We start from the raw sequence: 17,612 nt of genomic DNA, 5'->3' as shown, positions 1-17,612 counted from the left end.
GTGCGTCGCGCCCGTGTGCCTTTCTCACTACCAGAGCGAAGAGAAGGGCGCACGGGCGCGAGGCGCATTCCGGCGGAGCTGGCTAGCTGGCCTTCTTGGCGGCGCGCCCGTTGTCGCCGTACTCGTAGAAGCCGCGGCCCGCCTTCTTGCCGACGAGGCCGGCCTCGACCATGCGCAGCAGCAGCGGCGGCGCGGAGTACAGGGGCTCCTTGAACTCCTCGTACATGGAGTCCGCGATCGACTTGACGGTGTCGAGGCCGACCAGGTCGGTCAGCGCCAGCGGGCCCATCGGGTGAGCGAGGCCGAGAACCGTCGCCTTGTCGATGTCCTCCTTGGTGGCGAAGCCCGACTCGACCATCCGGATGGCGGAGAGCAGGTACGGCACCAGCAGCGCGTTGACGACGAAGCCGGAGCGGTCGGCCGAGCGGACGACCTGCTTGCCGAGGATGTCGCTGGCGAAGGCCTCGGCGCGCTCGGCGACGGCAGCGCTGGTCTTGAGCGTGGTCACCAGTTCGACGAGCGGGAGGACCGGAACCGGGTTGAAGAAGTGCATGCCGATGACGCGCTCGGGGGCCTTGGTCGTGATGCCGAGCTTCATGATCGGGATGGAGGAGGTGTTGGAGGCCAGCACCGCGTCCGGATCGGTGACGATGGAGTCGAGTTCGGCGAAGATCGAGCTCTTGATCTTCTCGTCCTCGAGGACCGCCTCCACGACGAGCTGGCGGTCCGCGAAGTCGCCGAGGTCGGAGGTGAAGCGCAGACGCCAGGCGGCCTGCTCGCGCTCACGCTCGGTGATCTTCCCGCTGCTGACCCCGCGGTCCAGGGAGCGCAGGATGCGGGCACGGCCGGCCGCGGCGAGCTCCCGGGTCTGTTCGTACACCAGGACGTCGACATGTGCGCGGGCGCACACCTCGGCGATTCCGGCGCCCATGATGCCTGCGCCGATCACGCCGACGCGCTGAATCTTTTCGCTGGTCACAACGCCCACCTCTGCTCTCGCAACAACCGGTTTCGTAAGTACATGGGTAACTCGTCGGGTACGGCCAAAACTCTCTGACTTCGCATCCGGCGGCCCGCAACGCGAGCCGCCGGATGCGTTGACTAGTGCGCCAAATCCCCGGAGAGGCGGGTTAGTGGAACTGGCCCTCTTCGGTGGAGCCCTTCAGCGCCGCGGTCGACGTGTTGGGGTCGACCGTGGTGGCGATGGAGTCGAAGTAGCCGGCGCCGACCTCACGCTGGTGCTTGACGGCGGTGAAGCCACGCTCTGCGGCGGCCTTGAACTCGCGCTCCTGCAGGTCGACGAAGGCGGTCATGCCCTCGCGGGCGTAGCCGTGCGCCAGGTCGAACATGCCGTAGTTGAGCGAGTGGAAGCCGGCGAGGGTGATGAACTGGAACTTGAAGCCCATCGCGCCGAGCTCCTTCTGGAACTTCGCGATGGTCGCGTCGTCCAGGTGCGCCTTCCAGTTGAAGGACGGGGAGCAGTTGTAGGCCAGCAGCTGGTCCGGGAACTCGCTGCGGACGGACTCGGCGAACTTCTTGGCGACCTCGAGGTCCGGCACGCCGGTCTCCATCCAGATGAGGTCGGAGTACGGGGCGTAGGCCTTGGCGCGAGCGATGCAGGGCTCGATGCCGTTCTTGACGCCGTAGAAGCCCTCTGCGGTGCGGGTGCCGTCGAGGAACGGGCGGTCGCGCTCGTCCACGTCGGAGGTGATCAGGGTGGCGGCCTCGGCGTCGGTGCGGGCGATGACGACAGTCGGGACGCCGGCGACGTCAGCCGCGAGGCGAGCCGAGGTCAGGGTGCGGATGTGCTGCTGGGTCGGGATGAGCACCTTGCCACCGAGGTGGCCGCACTTCTTCTCCGACGCGAGCTGGTCCTCCCAGTGCGAACCGGCGACGCCGGCCGCGATCATGGCCTTCTGCAGCTCGTAGACGTTGAGGGCGCCACCGAAGCCGGCCTCGCCGTCCGCGACGATCGGGGCGAGCCAGTTGTCGACGGAGGTGTCACCCTCGACCTTGGCGATCTCGTCGGCGCGCAGCAGCGCGTTGTTGATGCGACGCACGACCTGCGGCACCGAGTTGGCCGGGTAGAGGCTCTGGTCCGGGTAGGTGTGGCCGGAGAGGTTCGCGTCGCCGGCGACCTGCCAGCCGGAGAGGTAGATGGCCTTGAGGCCGGCGCGCACCTGCTGCACGGCCTGGTTGCCGGTGAGGGCGCCGAGGGAGTTGATGTAGTCCTCGTTGTTCACCAGGTCCCACAGGATCTCGGAGCCGCGGCGGGCCAGGGTGGCCTCCTCGACGACGGTGCCCTGGAGCTTGACGACCTGCTCCGCGGTGTAGTTACGGGTGACGCCCTTCCAGCGGGGATTGGTGTCCCAATCCTGCTGAATCTCAGCTGCGGTCTTCGGGGTGCCGGTGGTCGACATCGAGGCTCCACTCTCTTTGATCTGCTGGCCCTTCGTTCTGCTCGTCCAGTACGGATGTACGGCTTCGCATCCTTGCCAGGCCCTTCTTGTGTACCCAACGAGAGTGACACATGGAAAAAGGCCCGTCTACCTGTAGCTAATGCCAATCTTGGCTAGGTTTTCAATCCCCGTTGCTAACTTTGCAAATGAAGGCCGCCCGATTTGCAGCAGGGGACGGCGGCTGTAGTTACCGTCAGGTAGGGAAACCGGCAGGCAGCGGGGGGTGCCGATCCAGGTCGGACGTCCGGAAGTACCTACCCGCCGGTAACACCAGATTCGGTCCGGGCCGGCGCGCGGGCGTCCCCGATTGTGAGTGCAATCACGGTGCCACCTGTCACCGCATTCTCCGTCGCCGACCACTTCCCAGCTGATAGAGATGGCACCGCCGTCGACTTCCCACGATGGCCCGAAGGAGTACACACGTGATCGCTCGACTCCGCGCGGTGTCGGCGCGCCTTGCGACGGTCGCGCTGTTCGCCGTCGCCGCCGCGTCCTTCCCGTCTGCCGCCGCATTCGCCGAGTCCGTAGCCACCGGCTCCGCCGGGGCTCCGGACGACGTCCCCGCAGCCTTCGCCCCACTTGCCGGCGCGATGAGGAACTGGGGGAAGTCGCCCGCAGGCGTGAACGACTGGGAGTGCCGTCCGGCGGACGCGCAGCACCGCCCCGTCGTCCTGGTCCACGGCACCGGCCGTGGCATGCAGGAGTCCTGGGGCAATCTCGCCGACCCGAACATCAAGGGCCCCTTGGTCGAGGACCTCGCGAACGACGGCCGCTGCGTCTACGCGCTGAACTACGGCAGCGCCTTCGACTTCCCGACGCTGTCGATGAAGTGGGGCTTCGCCGCGATCGAGAACTCAGCCGCTGATCTGGGCGCGTTCGTCGATGCGGTCCTCGCGCACACCGGAGCCACCCAGGTCGACGTCGTCGGACATTCGCAGGGCGGCACGGTGACCCGCGAGTACCTGCGGACGAGTCCCGACCGCACCAAGATTCACTCGCTCGTCATGCTCGCGCCGCCGTCCCACGGGAGCACCCTGGGCGGCGAGTTCACGTCCGAAGCCGACGCCCGGAACAAGCTCGCGCCGATAGCGGTGCAACAACAGGCGATCGATTCGGCCTTCCTGAAACGCCTCAACGAGGGGCAGGAGACCTTCCCCGGGATCGACTACACCGTCATCGCGACGAAGTCGGACCAGACGATCACCCCGTCCGACAGCTCGTTCCTCGTTCCCGCCCCCGCCACCTCCGTCCACAACATGTACGTGCAGGACGTGTGCGGAAACCAGGACCTCGTGGTCTGGCATTCGAGGCCCTTCCCCAACAGCTCGGAGTCGAAGGGCCCCGGCCTACTCGACCACGACGTGCCGAGGTTCCTCGTTCGCCAGGCCCTCGACCCCACGCTCAGCGGCACACCACCCTGCTGAGCGCCATCGGGCTCACCGATCCGTGGGGGCGGACCTGTCGACGGCGGTCACTGCCGCTTCCTGCGTCTCCAGGCTGGCCGACGGGGTGCGGAGAGCGGCAACGGCACCCGCGTACAACGCGCTCTTGATCTCGCCGAGCGTGCGCCCCCGGGTGTGCACCAGTCCCTGCGCGCGGGCGACGGCCCTGGAGAGCACGTCGTCCCCTGCCGCGACCTCGTCGACGAGTCCGAGGGCCTGTGCGTCGGTCCCGCCGTATCGGCGACCGGTCGTCAGCGCCGCGTGCGCCGCCCGGCTCGGCAGTCGCGCGGTGAGCAACTCGAGGCTCCCGGGCGTGTAGCTGATCCCGACAGTGATGCCCGGAAGGCAGAAGAAGCCACGGTCACCGCGCATCACCTGGTGGTCGTGCGCGGTGGCCAGGATCGCGCCACCCCCGAAGGTGTGGCCCGGCATCGCGGCGACGGTCGCCATCGGAAGGGTCAGCACCCGTGCGAAGAGCGCATGCACGCGGTCCATGTACGAATTGAGCTGCTCCAGGTTCTGCGCCACCCAGGCCGTGTCCAGTCCGGTGGAGTAGAACTTCCCGACCGCGGTGGTCACCAGCGCCGCCGGACCCTCACTCGCGTCCACCTCGTCGAGGAGCGCCTCGATCTCGTCCATCCATTGCGGATGGAAGGCATTCTCCTGGTCCCGTTCACCCTCGCTTCCGAGGTACAGGACGAACACATCTCCGGAGCGCTCCAGGTACGGCATGGTGCGAACCATAGCGCTCCCGGCGGCGGGGTTCGTCAACGCCCGAAACTGCTGCAGCCCACCGGTGCCGGCACCCCGGCCAACCGGGCATCCAACCAGCTGTAGGCCGCGGGAATCCCGGACAGCGCGACCGTCTGATGCTCGCCGAGGTACTCCTCGAGCCGCACGCTCGCCCCGAGTGCGCACCACTCGCCGTAGAGGTGCTCGGCGCCCTCGGGCAGGATCCAGGGGTCCTGCTTGCCCTGGTACAGGAAGATCGGCGCGGTCGGCGCCTGCCCACCGAGCCGGTTCGCGGCGACGACCGCGCGTGCGATCGGGGTGTCGACGACATCGGGGACGTCCGAGAGCGACTGCACCGTCAGCGGAATCAGTGCTCCCGGGATCGCCAGGCCCGGCAGGCACAGGTCCTTCGCCAGCTCCGCGAGCCGCCACCCGTTGTCGTTGAACAACGAGAACAGTTCCGGGTACTCGCGGGCCACGCCCAGCGTCGCGCCCAGCAGCACCCCGGATGCGAGATTCCTGCCGTTCATCGACTGCAGCAGGAGCGAGTAGTCGGCGGGGGTGCCCCCGAACGCGGCTCCGACGATGTGCAACTCCGGTGCGTAGGCCGGCGCCAGCTCGGCCGCCCAGCCCGAGGCGATCGCGCCGCCCGAGTAGCCGGTGATCGCGATCGGCGACGTCGGCGCGAGCCCGAACCGCGGGGTGTTCACCGTCGCCCGCAGCGCGTCCAGGACGGCGTGCCCGGCCATCCGGCCCGCCGCGTACGCCTGTCGCGGCCCCTCGTGGTCGGTGACGACCACCGCGACGCCGCGGCCGAGGAAGTACTGGATCGGGGCCAGTTCGAGGGCGGTGCCGCGCTGCAACGTGTACGAGGGTGCGCAGGTCTGCCCGAGCCCGTCGATGGCCATGTCGTAGGCGAGCACCGGTCGTGCGCCGGGTCCGGCCCACGCCACGGTCGGGACGATCAGCGTGGCCGTCACCGCCCCAGGGTGGCCCGTCGAGTCGGTCGACCGGACCAGCACCTGGGTGGACACGACCGGGGTCGCGAGCGGCACGACCGTGACCGGTCGGGTGCGCAGCACGGTGCCCGGCACAAGCTCCCCGAACGCGGGCGGCGGGTCGAAGAACGGGTCACCGAGCGGGGTGGCGGCGACGGTTGCGGGATCGCGCGGCGGCGAGATGAGGTCACCGATCGGATCGGCGCCCGCGCCCGGCGCCAGCGCCGCCGTCACCAGCAACGCGACCGCGCCTGCCAGCGCGACCTGACGAGCGCCGCAGACCATGGCCGCCACACTCCTTCGATCCACCGATCTCCATGATAGGAGCACAATTCGCTAAGCCTGCGAACCTCGCGTTGCGAACCCTCGGGACCGCTCGTAGCCTGGTGAAATGGCGAAGACCTTCGTGGGGGCCCGACTGCGACAGCTGCGTACCGAGCGCGGCATGAGCCAGGCCGCGCTGGCGCAGACGCTCGAGATCTCGGCCAGCTACCTCAACCAGATCGAGCACGACGTGCGCCCCCTGACGGTACCGGTGCTGCTGCGGATCACCGAGGTGTTCGGCGTCGACACCACGTTCTTCTCCTCGCAGGACGACACCCGGCTGATCGCGGAGCTGCGGGAGGTCGCGCTGGACCAGGAGATGGGCATCGACGCGGACCCACAGGAACTCGCCGAGATGGTCTCCGCGCACCCGAGCCTGGCCAAGGCCGTGGTGAACATGCACCGCCGCTACCGCAACACCACCGCCCAGCTCGCCGCGGCCACCGAGGACCGCTACAGCGACGGCAGCGGCAGCGGGTCCATCACGATGCCGCACGAAGAGGTGCGCGACTACTTCTACCAGCGGCAGAACTACCTGCACGAGCTCGACACCGCCGCCGAGGACCTGACAGCCCGGATGCGTTTCCACCGCGGCGACGTGGCGGGCGAGATCGCCAAGCGGCTGCAGCTGGTGCACGACGTGCAGATCGTCCAGCGCATCGACCTCGGCGAGGGCGTGCTGCACCGGTTCGACCCCGACGCGCGGGTACTGGAGATCTCCCCGCACCTGTCGGGCGGCCAGAAGGTGTTCAAGTTCGCCGCCGAACTCGCGTACCTCGAGTGCGGCGACCTGATCGACAAACTGGTCGACGAGGGCAACTTCACCTCGGAGTCGTCCCGGTCGTTGGCCAAGCTCGGCCTCGCCAACTACTTCGCCGCCGCGACGGTGCTGCCGTACGGGCAGTTCCACGACGTCGCCGAGGACTTCCGCTACGACATCGAGCGGCTGTCGGCGTTCTTCTCCCAGTCGTACGAGACGATCTGCCACCGGCTCTCGACGTTGCAGCGGCCGAAGCTGCGGGGGGTGCCGTTCTCGTTCGTCCGGGTCGATCGAGCGGGGAACATGTCGAAACGGCAGTCCGCCACCGGTTTCCACTTCTCGTCCAGCGGCGGCACCTGCCCGCTGTGGAACGTCTACGAGTCGTTCGCGTACCCGGGCAAGATCATGACGCAGATCGCCCAGATGCCGGACGGGCGCAGCTACCTGTGGATCGCACGCACCGTCGAACGTCGCGCGACCCGCTACGGCCAGCCCGGCAAGACGTTCGCGATCGGCCTCGGCTGCGAGCTGCGGCATGCGCACCGCACCGTCTACGCGGACGGGTTGAACCTCGACAGCAGCGCGGCGGCCACTCCGATCGGTTCGGGCTGCCGGGTCTGCGAGCGGATGAACTGTCCCCAGCGTGCGTTCCCGCCGCTCGGCAAGGAACTCGACATCAACGAGCACCGCAGCTCGGTCTCGCCCTACCTGATCGCCGAGTCCTGACCCTGCCGAATGTGCACCGGATGCCGCTCAGCCGGTGCTAGCTTCTCCTTACCGAGGAGTAGGACCGACAGCGGGAGACGGTGACACCATGGCGGCACTGCGCGACGACCGGCTCGCCGGACGCCGCATCCTCGTCACCGGCGCCGCCCGCAGCATCGGCGCGACGCTGACCAAACGCCTGCATCAGCGCGGCGCGCGGGTCGCCCTGCTCGGCCTCGAGCCCGAGCTGCTCGAGCAGGTCGCCACCTCCTGCGGCAACGCGCCGTGGCGGCACTGCGACGTGCGCGACGAGCACGCCGTGTCGGCCGCGGTCGACGAACTGGTCGCCGAACTGGGCGGACTGGACGTGGTGGTCGCGAACGCAGGGGTCGGCGCGCAGCTGCCGATGCTCGGCGGCGATCCCGAGGTGATGCGGCAGATCGTCGACGTGAACCTGATGGGCACGTACTACACGCTGCGCGCCGCGGGCGAGTACATCGGACATTCGGCCGGTTACGCGCTGATCGTCACCTCCGGCGCGGCGGCGGTGCAGCTACCGCTGCTCGGTGCCTACAGCGCGACGTCCGCCGCCGCGGAGGCTCTGGGCAACACGCTGCGGGTGGAGATGCGGCACCTCGGCACCAAGGTCGGAGTCGGGTACCTCGGCGAGATCGACACCGAGATGATCTCGATCGGATTCGACAGCGCGGCCGCGGACAAGATCAAATGGTCGGGCATGTTCACCGCCGTGTCGCCGCTCGAGACCGCGGTCAGCGCCATCGAGAGGGGAATCGCGTTGCGCCGCAGACGAATCTATGCGCCAGGCTGGGTCGGCGGACTGCTGGCTCTGCGGATGCCGGCACAGCGGATCGTCGACCTCCGGCCGCAGCCACGGATGGCGGCGGCGATGGCGATCGCCCGCACCGAGCAAGCCCGCTTCACCACCCACCTGCCCGACCTGACGGGTCCGGCCCGGTGACGGCGCGGATCACCCCCGGCCGACTGCGTGAACTCGGGCCGGTCAACTGGGCGCTCTGGCGCGGGCTCTCGGCCGCCTCGGGCACGAGGGACGCACAACTGTTCAGCACTCTGGGCCGCACCAAGGGCACCTTCCGCGGCTGGCTGCACTTCGGCGCCGGTCTGATGCCGGGCGGTCGCATCTCCCGGCACGAGACCGAACTGGTCATCCTGCGCGTCGCGCACCTGCGCGGGTGCGACTACGAGATGGACCACCACATCCGGCTCGGACGGCGCGCCGGCGTCACCGCCGAACTGCTCGCGCGGGTCCTGACCGGCCCGACCGCCGACGGCTGGACCGACCGGCATCGCGCGCTGCTGACCGCGGTCGACGAACTGATCGCCACCGAGAACCTCTCGGACGACACCTGGTCGGCGCTGGCCGCGCACTTCGACGAGCGTCGGATGGTCGAGTTCGTGCTGCTGGTCGGCCAGTACGGCATGCTGGCCACCGCCATCGCGACCCTCGGCGTCGGCCGCGACACCTTCCGCCGCTAGCGCACCCGGCCCGCGTGTGCTCACACGTTTCCGCTGATCGCAAGCTCGTGCGGGCTCGGTGTGAGTATCCCGACGAATCGGGCGGTTGAGATTGCCCGGCCTCGGAATCTCTCGGTAGCGTCGCTCCCTTCGGCCGTGACGTACGTCCGCGCCACCGAGCGGTAGGAATCAGCTTGTCCACAGACACTCGGGATGTCGCGCGGCCGGACGCCGCGCCGACGGCATCCGACAACCCCAACCACGACCGCCGCTGGCTGGTGCTGTGCATCGTCGCGCTCGCGCAGTTGACGGTCGTGCTCGACGGCACCATCGTCTCCATCGCCCTCCCCGAGGCCCAGCTCGACCTCGGCATCAGCGACTCGAACCGCCAGTGGGTCGTCACCGCGTATGCGCTCGCGTTCGGTGCGCTGCTGCTACTCGGCGGCCGCATCGCCGACTACTGGGGCCGCAAGCGCTCGTTCATGGTCGGCATGGCCGGTTTCGCAATCGCCTCCGCGATCGGCGGCTTCGCGCAGAACGCCATGGAACTGTTCGCCGCCCGCGCGCTGCAGGGCGTCTTCGCGGCACTGCTCGCGCCCGCCGCGCTGGCGATCCTCACCACCACGTTCGTCGGCGAGAAGGAACGCGCCAAGGCGTTCGCGGTGTACGGCGCGATCTCCGGCGGCGGCGCCGCGATCGGGCTGCTGCTCGGCGGCTTCCTCACCGAGTACGTCGACTGGCGCTGGTGCCTGCTGGTGAACATCCCGATCGCGCTGTTCGCCATCGCCGTCACCATCCCGATCGTCAAGGAGACCAAGGCGCACGGCGACACCAACTACGACATCCCCGGCACCGTCCTCATCGCGCTGGGCCTCGGCTCGCTGGTGTACGGGTTCACCCAGGCGGAGAAGCACGGTTGGGCGTCCCCCCAGACGATCGGCTTCATCGTCGGCGGCCTGGTCGCGCTGGCACTGTTCGTGCTCGCCGAGAAGCGCACCGCGAACCCGCTGCTGCCGTTGACGGTGCCGTGGCACCGCGATCGCGGCGCGGCGCTGATCGGCTCGACCCTGGTCGGTGCGGCGTTGCTCGGCGGCACCCTCTACCTGACGTTCTACCTGCAGATCGTGCTCGGCTTCAGCCCGGTCATGGCGGGCGTCGGCTCGCTGCCGATGGCGTTCTTCATCGTCATCGCGTCGACCGTCGCGGCTCAGTTGTCCACCAGGATCGGTCCGAAGCCACTGATGCTCGTCGGCCCGGTACTGGCCGCGGTCGGACTGCTGCTGCTCACCCGAATCGGCGTGGACACGTCGTACTGGACGCACGTGTTCCCCGGCCTCGCGATCTTCGGCCTCGGACTCGGCCTGCTGATGGTGCCGATGCAGAACCTCGCTCTGATCGGCGTCAAGGACCACGATGCGGGCGCCGCGAGCGCGCTGGTCAACGCAACCATCCAGATCGGTGGCGCACTGGGCACGGCCCTGTTCACCACCATCTACGTCTCCGCGAAGACCGCGTTCACCTCGAACAACGCCGCCCCGACGCCGCCCGAGGGCATTCCCGCCGATGTGCTGGCCGCGGGCCAGGCCCCCTCGGCGGAGCAGTTGGCCATGCTCCCCGCACCGGTGCAGGACTTCGTGGAGTCCATGAAGCACTACCTGTTCTCCGCGGAGGTGTCCGGGTACGCCCACGCGTTCGCCTGGGCGGCGGCGCTGATCGCGGTGATCTGCCCGCTCGTGATCGTGTTGGTGCGCGCGAAGAAGGGTGACCTGCCCTCCGAGGGCGCCGTCGGCATGCACTAGCCACGCGCCTCTCCCCACACGGTGAAGGGAACCATCGTTCGGTCTGACCGAATGATGGTTCCCTTCACCCGTTTTCGGGGGGGGACGGCGGCCGACTACAGGGCGGCGCGGAGTACCTCGACGGCCGGGGTCGAGTTGCGGCCGATCAACCGCTGCAAGTCGCCGCTGGTGGTGTCGAGTGCGCCAGCCTTGATCCCGGCGTCCGCGCTGGCAAGCATCTCCGCGATCGGCGCGGGCAGTCCCGCACCCTCGAGTGCGGCCTGGAACTGCTCGGTCGGAAGGTCCTGGTACACAACGGCCTCGCCGGTGGCCTCGGACATCCTCCCGGCCAGCTCGGCGAGGGTGATGCGCTCGTCGCCGCCGAGCTCGTAGACCTTCCCGGCCTGGCCGTCGGCGAGCAGCACCGCGGCGGCCGCCTCGGCGTAGTCGACGCGCGCTGCGGCCGCGAGCCGGCCGTCCCCGCCGGCACCGGCGAGGACGCCGCGCTCGGCGTTCCCGGCGAGGTCGTTGGTGTAGTTCTCCCAGTACCAGCCGTTGCGCAGCAGTGCGTGGTCGATGCCGGAGGCGGCCAGCAGATCCTCGGTGGCCTTGTGCTCGGGCGCGAGGCTGACGGGGCTGTTCTGCGCGTCGAGCACCGAGGTGTAGGCGACGAAGCCGACACCGGCGGCCTTCGCCGCGTCGATGATGTTGGTGTGCTGCGCGATTCGCCGGCCGACCTCGCTACCCGAGATCAGCAGCAGCTTGTCGACGCCGGCGAGCGCGGCCTCGAGTGCGGGCCGGTCGGCGTAGTCGGCCTGACGGACGACGACGCCCCTGGCGGTGAGGTCCGTCGCCTTGGCCGGGTCGCGGACGACCGCGACCAGGTCGGCCGGGTCGGCGCCACGGGCGATCAGGACGTCGACGGCCAGGCGGCCCAGGTGTCCGGTGGCTCCGGTGACGGCGATAGTCATGGCAAATCTCCTCAGCAGACTGGTTGACGCTTCAATGCGTCACGCCTCCATCATGCACTTATTTTTCGTAAGTGCAAGCCTTAGAGTTAGCACTATTGCAATCGCCGGTAGTAATCTGGACGCCATGACCGCCCCCGACCAGCCCCGTTCCGCCGACGACGCCGCCTTCGAGGCCGACGTCTTCGCGCGTGCGTGCGCGTCACGACCGGTCCTGCAGACCATCACCGGTCGATGGGGCGGCCTCACCCTCGCCGCGCTCGGCGAGTCGCCGTACCGGTTCAGCGCACTGCGCCGGCGGGTCGACGGCGTCAGTGAGCGGATGCTCTCGCAGACCCTGCAGGAACTCGAACGTGACGGTTTCGTGCACCGCGAGGTGCAGGAGACCATTCCACCGAAGGTCGAGTACAGCCTCACCCCGCTCGGCCAGCGGGTCGCCGCACGACTGACCGACCTCATCGAACTCGTCGAGTCGGAGATGCCGGCGGTCCGCGTCGCCCAGAACGCCTACGACAGGCGCTGACGCGCCCGTGAGTCCTTCTGGTCCACAACGGGGCCAGAAGGACTCACGGGCGGCGGAGCCGCCTACCGCCGGAGGTAGGCGACCCAACCGCCGAACTCGGTGATGTCGGTGGCGCCGTCGATCGCGTCGTGGGTGCAGCTGAAGCCGACAACGCTTCTGCCGTCGGACAATTCGACACTGGTCAGCGCCATCGGCGCGGGCAGCGCGGCCAGGAAACCGCCGAGACCCGCCGCCGAGACCCGGAACACCTCGCCGATCACCGGAGCCCCGAGCCCCGCGCCGCGGCGCACGAGCCCCGGCTTGAGCGGAACGGTGTCGAGCGCATACAGCCGGTACGCATCGGTCGTGGTGACGGTTTCGACCAACCGGGCACCGAGCTGCTCGAGCTGCCAGTGCAGCGGCTGACCGCGCAGATGCGCCCCGAACACCGCCAGCTCCACGCCGGTGTCCACCAGCGTCGGGGCCGGCGCCCCGGTCAGCCGCGCCGCGAGGTCGATCGCGACCTGGTCCCCGAACGCGGGCACCACGAACATCACCCCGAAGGGATGTCCCTGCGCCGTCGACGCCCCCGGCACCGCGACGGCCGCCATGTCGAGCAGGTTGCAGAAGTTGGTGAACGTCCCCATCCGCCGGTTCACCCCGGTCGGATCCGCCTGCACCCCGGCGATGGTCGGGTGCTCGGTGGTCGTGGGCAGCAGCAACGCGTCGCAGCCGGCGAGGGTCACCGCGGCGGCGGCCTTCGCGCGCAGCACCGCATCCAGGTCCGCGACGAGTTCGTGGGCGGCCGGTGTGCGGGCGGCGGCCACGATCGCGGCGACCGTCGGGTCCGCCCCGTCCGGATGAGTGTCCAGGAACCGACCGACCGCCGCGTACCGCTGCGCGACCACCGCGCCGTCGTAGAGCAGCCGGGCGGCGGCCAGCAGACCGGAGATGTCGACGCTCTGCGTCACCACGCCGTCCGCCTCGAGCGCGGCCACCGTCTCGCTGAACGCGGCCAGGTACTCGGGGCACACCTCGGCCAGGTCCTCTATGCGCGGCACCGCGATTCGCGGTGCCGCGGGCGCCGCCAGCGGAACATCCGACGGCCACACCCGGCTGCGGGGATCGCGCGGCTCGGCGCCCGCCATCACCCGGGCCGCCACCGCAGCGCCGTCGAGGTCCGCCGCGAACACGGTCAGGCAGTCGTAGTCCACGCAGGCCGGGACCACCCCGTGCGCGGGGACGATGCCGAGCGAGAGCTTGAGCCCGACGATTCCGTTCAGCGCGGCGGGCACCCGACCGGAACCCGCTGTGTCCGTGCCCAATCCGATGTCCGCAATGCCGAGCGCCACCGCGACCGCCGAGCCGGAACTCGACCCACCCGAGACCCGGCCGGTGTCCCAGGCGCTGCGCACGGCGCCGTACGGGCTACGCGTCCCGACCAGGCCGGTGGCGAACTGGTCGAGATTCGTCTTGCCGAGGATCACCGCACCCTGCGCGACCAGCCGACTCACCGCGCTCGCGGACTCCGCAGGCAGGTAGGCGAACTCGGGACACGCGGCAGTGGTGGGCAGCCCCGCCACGTCGATGTTGTCCTTCACCGCGACGAGCACGCCGGCGAGGGCCAGCTCTTCCCCCGCGCCCAGCCTGGCCTCGACCGCCGCCGCGTCGGCGAGCACGTCCGCCTCGTCGCGCAGGGTGATCCACACTTCGGGGCGGTCGACCTCCGCGATCCGGCGGTAGGCTCGCGCCACCCGCTCGGTGGGGGTCGCCGTCCGACCGACCGTCGCATCGCCGAGAACACTCATCACTTCACGGCTCCGATCACGACCAGTGGGGTTCCCGGTTCGACCTTCGCCCCGGGTTCGACAAGTACCTCGAGCACCGTGCCCGCGGTGGTGAACGCGACCGGCATCTCCAGCTTCATCGCCTCGAGCACCACCGCCGGCTGACCGGGCTCGACGACGGCGCCCGGTTCCACCTCGACCCGCCACACGGTGCCGACCATCGGCGCTTCCACCGCGACCGCGCCGGGCGGCACGTCCACCGCCGCGGCGAGCGGCTCCGCCGCAGCCACTACGATGCGGTCGAACTCGCCCGCGGCTCGCCACGCATCCTTCTCCGCCTCGAACGCCTCGGACTGGCGGGCGTTGAACTCGGCGATCGACGCGGCGTTCCGATCCAGGAAGGCCAGGTGGTCCGCGAGCGCGAACGTGCCGTCCGAGATCTCGGCGTTGAACCGTCCCGCCCTGGCCTCGGCCCGGAACTCGCTCAGTTGCTCGGGAGTCACCGGCTCCCACACGATCCGGTCGAAGAACCGGAACAGCCACGGCTTGCCCTCGACGAACGGTCCCTGCTGCCGGTAGCCCGACCAGATCGGCACGGTGCGGCCGATCAGCTGGTAACCGCCGGGGGACTCCATGCCGTAGACGCACAGGTACTTGCCGCCGATGCCGACTGCGTCGGACGGGGTCCAGGTGCGGGCCGGGTTGTACTTGGTGGTCACCAGTCGATGCCGGGGGTCGAGCGGGACCGCAAGCGGCGCACCGAGGTACACGTCACCGAGGCCGAGCACCAGGTACTCCGCGTCGAACACGGCGTCACGCACCTCGTCCACGCTGTCGAGGCCGTTGATCCGCCGGATGAACTCCGTGTTGGACGGCAGCCACGGCGCCTGGTCGCGAACGCCGTTGCGGTACCGGTCGATCGCCTCGGCGATGGACGGGTCGTCGAACGAGAGCGGCAGTCGCACCGTGCGACTGGGCACCACCAGGTCTCCGGTGGCGGGCAGCGACTCCTCGATCTCCGTGAGCAGGCCGAGCAACGTCCGGGACGGCAGGACGTCGGGGTCGAAGTGCAGGTGCAGCGAGCGCACGCCGGGTGTCACGTCGATCAGTCCGCGAGGTGCCCACTGCGCCAACGCTTCCGACAGCGCGTGCACCCGCATCCGCAGCCCGAGGTCGAGTTCCATCGCGCCGTACTCGACGAGGATGTTGTCGTCGCCGCCGCGCAGGTAGGTCACCTCGGGACGGTCCACGGCGGGCTCGAGCCGGCCCAGGACTCCCCCGTCCGAGCTGGTCGCGTGCGCGGCCGACGGCGGCAGCATCGCCGCCCGGACCGCATTCGAGCCCCGCAGCGCGTCCGCGCCGGCCTCGGTGACCGGGACGAACCGGACCTCGTCACCGGGCCGGATCTGGCCGAGCTTCCACCGGTGCGCGCGCGCCACGGTCAGCGGGCAGGCGAAGCCGCCGAGACTCGGACCGTCGGGCCCCAACAGAATCGGGGTGTCACCGGAGACATTGAGCGCACCAACGCTGTACGGGTTGTCGTGCAGGTTCGACGGGTGCAGCCCCGCCTCGCCGCCGTCGGTGCGCGACCACGTCGGTTTCGGGCCGTCGAGCCGGATCCCGGTCCGGTTCGCGTGCGCCTGGACCTTCCACGTGGTGTCGTAGAACTGGGCCATGTCCGCCGCCGTGAAGTAGGACGGCGCCGGCTGCGGGCCCTCGGTGACGGCGAGGTGCCAGGTGCCCTCGAGGACGGGGCGGTCCCCCACCGGGACGGACGCCGGTGCGCCGAGGCCCTCCTCGGCGCCCAGCAGAGTCAACACGTCACCGGTCGCCACGGCCTTGCCGGTCAGCCCCCCGAATCCACCGAGCGTGAAGGTCGAGGCGCTACCCAGGTACCGCGGGGCGTCGATGCCGCCGCGGATCGCCAGGTAGGTGCGCAGCCCCTCGCCGGCCGGGGTCCCGATGTCGAGCACTCCCCCGGCGGGCACGGTCACCGGTTCCCACATCGGCACCGCCACCCCGTCCAGTGTGAGGTCGACAGGGGCGCCGCCGACACACACGAGCGTCGTCACCGAGAACTCGAGTTGCGGCCCCTGCAAAGTGCATTCGAGACCGGCGGCACCGGCGGGGTTCCCGACGGCGGCATTGACGAGGGTGAACGAAAGGTCGTCCATCGGTCCCGACGGCGGGATCCCCACCTCCCAGTAGCCGAGTCGACCGGGATGGTCCTGGACGGTGGTCATGGTTCCCGCCCGCAACACGTCCATGCGCGCACCCACCCCGCGCTGGTCCGCCAGCGAGGCAGTGGTGTGGTCGGCCGCGAGCACGTCCGGCATCGCGCAGATGTGGCGCAGCTGAGTCAGATTGGTCGCGATGCCGTACAGCCTGGTCTCGTCGAGCGCGGCACCGAGCGCCGCGAATGCGCCCGCCCGGGTGACGCCCGTGGCGATCACCTTGGCGAGCATCGGATCGTAGTGGGCGCTCACCTCGGTGCCGGTGTCCACCCAGGTCTCCACCCTGGTGTGCGCCGGGAACTCGACGCTGGTGAGCAGTCCCGCGCCGGGACGGTACTCGCGCCCCGGATCCTCCGCGTACACCCGCGCCTCCACCGCATGCCCGGTGATCTCGGGCCCGGAGTCGGGCAGTCCGTCGAGCATCGACGAGTCACCGCCGGCGAGCCGCAGCATCCACCCGACCAGGTCTACCCCGGTCACCTCTTCGGTGACCGGGTGCTCCACCTGCAGACGGGTGTTCATCTCCAGGAACGACGCCTCCCCGCGGTCGACGTCGTAGACGAACTCGACTGTGCCCGCACTGCGGTAGTGCACCGAGGACGCCAGCGCGCGTGACGAACTGAGCAACCGCTCGACGAGTTCGTCGGTCAGTCCCGGCGCGGGCGCCTCCTCGACCACCTTCTGGTTGCGTCGCTGCAGCGAGCAGTCCCGGGTGCCCAGGCTGAGCGTGCGGCCGGCGCCGTCGCCGAACACCTGCACCTCGACATGCCGTGCATTGGCGACGAAACGCTCGAGGAACACCCCGGACGACGAGAAGTTGGCCTGCGCGAGCCGCTGCACCCGCTCGTAGGCACCGTGCAGGTCGGCGGCGTCGAAGCATGCCTGCATGCCGATACCGCCCCCACCGCCGACCGCCTTGAGCATCACCGGGTACCCGATCTCGGCGGCGGCCGCGAGCGCCGACTCGAGGCTCTCGAGCATGCCGCTGCCCGGGACCAGGGGTACCCCGACGGCCCTGGCCGCCTCGCGGGCGGTGTGCTTGTTCCCGAACACTCGCAACTGCTCGGGGGTCGGTCCGACGAACGCGATTCCTGCGGACTCGACTGCCGCGGCGAATTCGTCGTTCTCCGAGAGGAATCCGTAGCCCGGGTGAATGGCGCCCGCGCCGCTGGCGAGTGCTGCGGCGACCACCGCGTCGGCGCGCAGGTAGGACTGACTGGCCGGCGCGGGCCCGAGCCGCACGGCCACGTCCGCCATCTCGACGTGCGCGGCGGCCGCGTCGGCATCGGAGTACACGGCGACCGTCTTGAGCCCGAGCAGGTGCGCCGACCGCATGATGCGGCAAGCGATCTCGCCGCGGTTCGCGACGAGCAGGGTGTCGAACGAAGCGTTGGTCATGTCGATGTCCTTCTTCAGACAAGGGGGGGGT

13 protein-coding genes are annotated in these 17,612 nt (G+C 69.8%); 6 read left to right on the top strand and 7 right to left on the bottom strand.

Translation table 11 applies throughout. From position 1 onward, the window contains the following. Positions 1 to 82: 82 nt before the first annotated feature. Together FK531_RS11930 and aceA are read right to left on the bottom strand one after the other, a co-directional pair. A complete protein-coding gene (locus tag FK531_RS11930; RefSeq protein ID WP_142099467.1) occupies positions 83 to 979 on the bottom strand; it encodes a 3-hydroxybutyryl-CoA dehydrogenase in 897 nt (298 codons plus the stop codon). A 151-nt stretch (positions 980 to 1,130) separates the two neighbouring features. After that, positions 1,131 to 2,420 (bottom strand): isocitrate lyase, encoded by a 1,290-nt coding sequence (gene aceA / locus FK531_RS11925; protein ID WP_142099465.1) that lies wholly within the window; start codon positions 2,418 to 2,420, stop codon positions 1,131 to 1,133. A gap of 461 nt (positions 2,421 to 2,881) precedes the next feature. Between aceA and FK531_RS11920 the strand changes: the two genes are divergently transcribed. Continuing rightward, positions 2,882 to 3,883 carry an esterase/lipase family protein gene (locus FK531_RS11920; protein WP_181762918.1) on the top strand — a complete coding sequence of 334 codons (1,002 nt, stop codon included), beginning with the start codon at positions 2,882 to 2,884 and terminating at the stop codon, positions 3,881 to 3,883. 12 nt (positions 3,884 to 3,895) lie between these two features. Here FK531_RS11920 and FK531_RS11915 read toward each other — a convergent pair whose 3' ends face one another. After that, positions 3,896 to 4,633: an enoyl-CoA hydratase/isomerase family protein gene (locus tag FK531_RS11915; protein ID WP_142099461.1), complete on the bottom strand. Its 738-nt coding sequence runs from the start codon at positions 4,631 to 4,633 to the stop codon at positions 3,896 to 3,898. Between the two features lie 35 nt (positions 4,634 to 4,668). Beyond that, positions 4,669 to 5,940 (bottom strand): lipase family protein, encoded by a 1,272-nt coding sequence (locus tag FK531_RS11910; RefSeq protein ID WP_246098107.1) that lies wholly within the window; start codon positions 5,938 to 5,940, stop codon positions 4,669 to 4,671. An 82-nt stretch (positions 5,941 to 6,022) separates the two neighbouring features. Between FK531_RS11910 and ramB the strand changes: the two genes are divergently transcribed. The 4 genes from ramB to FK531_RS11890 all read left to right on the top strand — a co-directional run bounded on the left by ramB (position 6,023) and on the right by FK531_RS11890 (position 10,713). Then, positions 6,023 to 7,441 carry an acetate metabolism transcriptional regulator RamB gene (gene ramB, locus FK531_RS11905; protein ID WP_142099459.1) on the top strand — a complete coding sequence of 473 codons (1,419 nt, stop codon included), beginning with the start codon at positions 6,023 to 6,025 and terminating at the stop codon, positions 7,439 to 7,441. 88 nt (positions 7,442 to 7,529) lie between these two features. Continuing rightward, entirely contained in the window at positions 7,530 to 8,399 is an 870-nt protein-coding gene (locus FK531_RS11900; protein ID WP_142099457.1) for an SDR family NAD(P)-dependent oxidoreductase, read from the top strand. Continuing rightward, positions 8,396 to 8,935, top strand: coding sequence for a carboxymuconolactone decarboxylase family protein (locus tag FK531_RS11895; protein ID WP_142099455.1), 540 nt, complete (start codon positions 8,396 to 8,398; stop codon positions 8,933 to 8,935). The genes FK531_RS11900 and FK531_RS11895 overlap by 4 nt, the downstream gene beginning before the upstream one ends. A gap of 173 nt (positions 8,936 to 9,108) precedes the next feature. Next, positions 9,109 to 10,713, top strand: coding sequence for an MFS transporter (locus FK531_RS11890; protein ID WP_142099453.1), 1,605 nt, complete (start codon positions 9,109 to 9,111; stop codon positions 10,711 to 10,713). A 95-nt stretch (positions 10,714 to 10,808) separates the two neighbouring features. Here FK531_RS11890 and FK531_RS11885 read toward each other — a convergent pair whose 3' ends face one another. Continuing rightward, positions 10,809 to 11,663, bottom strand: coding sequence for an SDR family oxidoreductase (locus tag FK531_RS11885; protein WP_142099451.1), 855 nt, complete (start codon positions 11,661 to 11,663; stop codon positions 10,809 to 10,811). A gap of 124 nt (positions 11,664 to 11,787) precedes the next feature. Between FK531_RS11885 and FK531_RS11880 the strand changes: the two genes are divergently transcribed. Further along, a complete protein-coding gene (locus FK531_RS11880) occupies positions 11,788 to 12,183 on the top strand; it encodes a winged helix-turn-helix transcriptional regulator (RefSeq protein WP_142099449.1) in 396 nt (131 codons plus the stop codon). A 62-nt stretch (positions 12,184 to 12,245) separates the two neighbouring features. Here the strand turns inward: FK531_RS11880 and atzF are convergent, their stop codons facing one another. Continuing rightward, positions 12,246 to 13,970 (bottom strand): allophanate hydrolase, encoded by a 1,725-nt coding sequence (gene atzF / locus FK531_RS11875; protein WP_142099447.1) that lies wholly within the window; start codon positions 13,968 to 13,970, stop codon positions 12,246 to 12,248. Beyond that, positions 13,970 to 17,581, bottom strand: coding sequence for an urea carboxylase (uca, locus tag FK531_RS11870; RefSeq protein WP_142099445.1), 3,612 nt, complete (start codon positions 17,579 to 17,581; stop codon positions 13,970 to 13,972). Before uca ends, atzF begins: the two co-directional genes overlap by 1 nt. Positions 17,582 to 17,612: the final 31 nt, after the last annotated feature.

It is taken from the genome of Rhodococcus spelaei (assembly GCF_006704125.1).
Classification (GTDB): Bacteria; Actinomycetota; Actinomycetes; order Mycobacteriales; family Mycobacteriaceae; genus Rhodococcus_G; species Rhodococcus_G spelaei.
Note: the sequence above shows the minus strand (reverse complement) of the source record. Positions and strands in the feature narration are given on the sequence as shown.

Bases quoted from the DNA above. Each gene is read 5' to 3' on its own strand.
- ramB (WP_142099459.1), top strand. From the start codon at position 6,023: ATGGCGAAGACCTTCGTGGGGGCCCGACTGCGACAGCTGCGTACCGAG.
- FK531_RS11915 (WP_142099461.1), bottom strand. From the start codon at position 4,633: ATGCCGTACCTGGAGCGCTCCGGAGATGTGTTCGTCCTGTACCTCGGA.
- uca (WP_142099445.1), bottom strand. From the start codon at position 17,581: ATGACCAACGCTTCGTTCGACACCCTGCTCGTCGCGAACCGCGGCGAG.
- FK531_RS11880 (WP_142099449.1), top strand. From the start codon at position 11,788: ATGACCGCCCCCGACCAGCCCCGTTCCGCCGACGACGCCGCCTTCGAG.
- FK531_RS11900 (WP_142099457.1), top strand. From the start codon at position 7,530: ATGGCGGCACTGCGCGACGACCGGCTCGCCGGACGCCGCATCCTCGTC.
- atzF (WP_142099447.1), bottom strand. From the start codon at position 13,970: ATGAGTGTTCTCGGCGATGCGACGGTCGGTCGGACGGCGACCCCCACC.
- FK531_RS11885 (WP_142099451.1), bottom strand. From the start codon at position 11,663: ATGACTATCGCCGTCACCGGAGCCACCGGACACCTGGGCCGCCTGGCC.
- aceA (WP_142099465.1), bottom strand. From the start codon at position 2,420: ATGTCGACCACCGGCACCCCGAAGACCGCAGCTGAGATTCAGCAGGAT.